General features: G+C 56.1%; 2 pseudogenes. Both read left to right on the top strand.

Annotation, left to right across the window (positions count from 1 at the left end):
* Positions 1–1,195 (top strand): annotated as a pseudogene (locus tag AUR66_RS11630) (VirB4 family type IV secretion system protein); the annotation flags it as partial.
* Positions 1,185–2,376: pseudogene (locus AUR66_RS11625) on the top strand (conjugal transfer protein); the annotation flags it as partial. The pseudogenes AUR66_RS11630 and AUR66_RS11625, both read left to right, overlap by 11 nt.

The raw sequence follows: 2,376 nt of genomic DNA, 5'->3' as shown, positions 1-2,376 counted from the left end.
GGACCGAATCGGAATCATCCTCGAGCCCCTCAACAACTGGACGGGTGTCGCTGAAGCGCTCAACGCAAAGCGCATTACAGTCGGTGGGACACTCGGACTGAATCCCCTGGAGATTCGCCAGACTCCAGAGCACGTTCAGCGGGCGATGGGTGAGGACGCGAGTCCATTCAACGAGAAACTTGACGACGCGATGAGTTTCCTGACGAACTACTTCGCACTCCGCGGTATCTCGCTCGGTGACCGTCGGACGACGCTCGAGCTCGGTCTCAAGCGTTCGTACGAGCGACAAGGAATCACCGACGACATAGCCACACACGGTAATCCCAGTCCGACTGTCCGTGATATGATGGACGTCTTCGAGGAGATGGTCGAATCGCCCGAAGAGTTCGTGGTTCGGACTGACGCCGAATCGAGCAAGCTCCGTGACGACGCAACGTGGCTTCTCGATCAGCTTCGACCATTCGAAGACGAGGGACGATACTCGAATCTCGGTAGAGCGTCGGATTTCAACATCCGTGACGAGAAGGTCATCTACCTTGATTTGGCCCAACAAGAAGGCAGCGTCAATAGCAGTACGGCGCTGACGATGCAACTTCTCATCTCGCTTGTCTACGAGCGTGCCAAAGAGACCGACAAGGAGGTTGTGTTCGTCATCGACGAAGCGCGGTACATCATGCAGGACGCTGCGAGTTTGGCGTTCTTGGAGACGGTGTTCCGTCATCACCGGCACCACAACTTGTCGATTCGGTTGGTCACACAGACCGTCGACGAGTTCTTCGAACACACAGAGTCCGAGGCTATTCTTGACCAGTGTGCAGTCAAGCAGTTCCACCATCTCGATGGGATGGACGAAACGTGGGCTAAGGAGTTCGGACTGAACTACGCCCAGATGCGGTTTGTCCAGGACGCAATTCCGGGGAACGAGGACGCTGGCTACTCTGAAGCACTCGTTGGTGTCGACGGTGAGTGGCGTGGAATCCGTGTCGAAGCGATGCCCAAAGAGAAACAGGTCATCGACTTCGACCCAACCGAGTCGTCTGCTGAGTCGCTTCCGGGCGCTGGTGGCGACACGGTTGATCCCGAGATACAGGCACTTCGTGAAGAGCTCCGAGACAGCTCTCTTTCAAGTGAACACACCACTGTTTCCGCTAAAACTGACGGTGGTTCTCAGGAGGTGTCCGAAGATGGAGCGTGAGTATCTTCGCGTCACACCGACGTCTGAAGAACTCGGGACCAACGGTATTGTCGAGGTCCTCAGCAGTCTCCACAAACTATCGACGACCTCGGAGACCGGGCTGCTCAGCACGTTGAACCCATTCAACTCCTCTGAGCCCCCACGCTTCGAATTCCTCGCGATAAGTGAGGGTACTGATAGGCCGGTTGAGTTCTACTACGGGGCAACTGAGCACCTCGACACGCTCGAGTCGCGACTTCTGTCGATCTACCCGACGACGTTCGACATCGAGCGTACGGAACTGGACCCTGCGCAGAAACTCATTCCCGAGCGGGAGTACACTCTCGAAGAGTACGAGGAAGCACTCGAAGCCGGGCAGCTATGGGATGAGTTTGACGAGCATGATGAAGATGATGACTTGGCAGAATCCGATGAACAGGAGCACGAGGCTGACTCAGAACCAGTTCACGCTCGCCCATCGATAGACCAACTCCAGCCAGTCGGCGTCCAGTGGCGGGGGACTGCCGAGAGAAAGCGGGATTGGATGACGACGCTCGTCCCGTTCACGAAGGCGACAGCAGGTGACGATGCGGGTGCTGAAATCACAATCACGCCGTTAGCGACACTCATCGAGCACTTGAGCGACTTCGACCATCCAATCGGATTCCAGGTCGTCTTCCAGCGGCGTTCTGAATGGAAGGCTGACGCCGAACTGCGCGTCGAAGACCTCAAAGATGGGCGAGACACATTCGCGCAACGGTACATCGGTCCGATTTTCGAATTCGACGATTACGATTACGAAGACAGACGTCGCCGTCGAGAACGTAACCTGCCGGACAGCGTCCAAGATCGTATTGACCGAATTACTGCGAAGCGCCCGAAGCAGACCTATTCAGTCAACCTTCGAACGGTCGCTGTTCCACCAGTCGACGCTGACACCGATGACGTAGCTTCTCAACTCACGTCCATTCCTCCAGTGTTCGACCCACTGGACGGGCCGTTCTACGGCCTCAATGGACAGCGAGCCGAACACAAGGGCTGGTTCAAATGGACGAGGCGAAAGAACGCTCGCAAGCATCTCAGGAACGTTCTGAACCGTGAATTAACGACCAGTTGGCGAAAAAAGAAGACACGCCCTGATCTCATCTTGAGCGCTGATGAGTTAGCGAACTTCCTCCTCGTTCCGTCGGGTGACCAACTCA

Origin of the sequence: Haloferax profundi (genome assembly GCF_001469865.1) — an archaeon.
Lineage (GTDB): Archaea > Halobacteriota > Halobacteria > Halobacteriales > Haloferacaceae > Haloferax > Haloferax profundi.
This window is presented reverse-complemented; position numbering and strand designations above follow the sequence as displayed.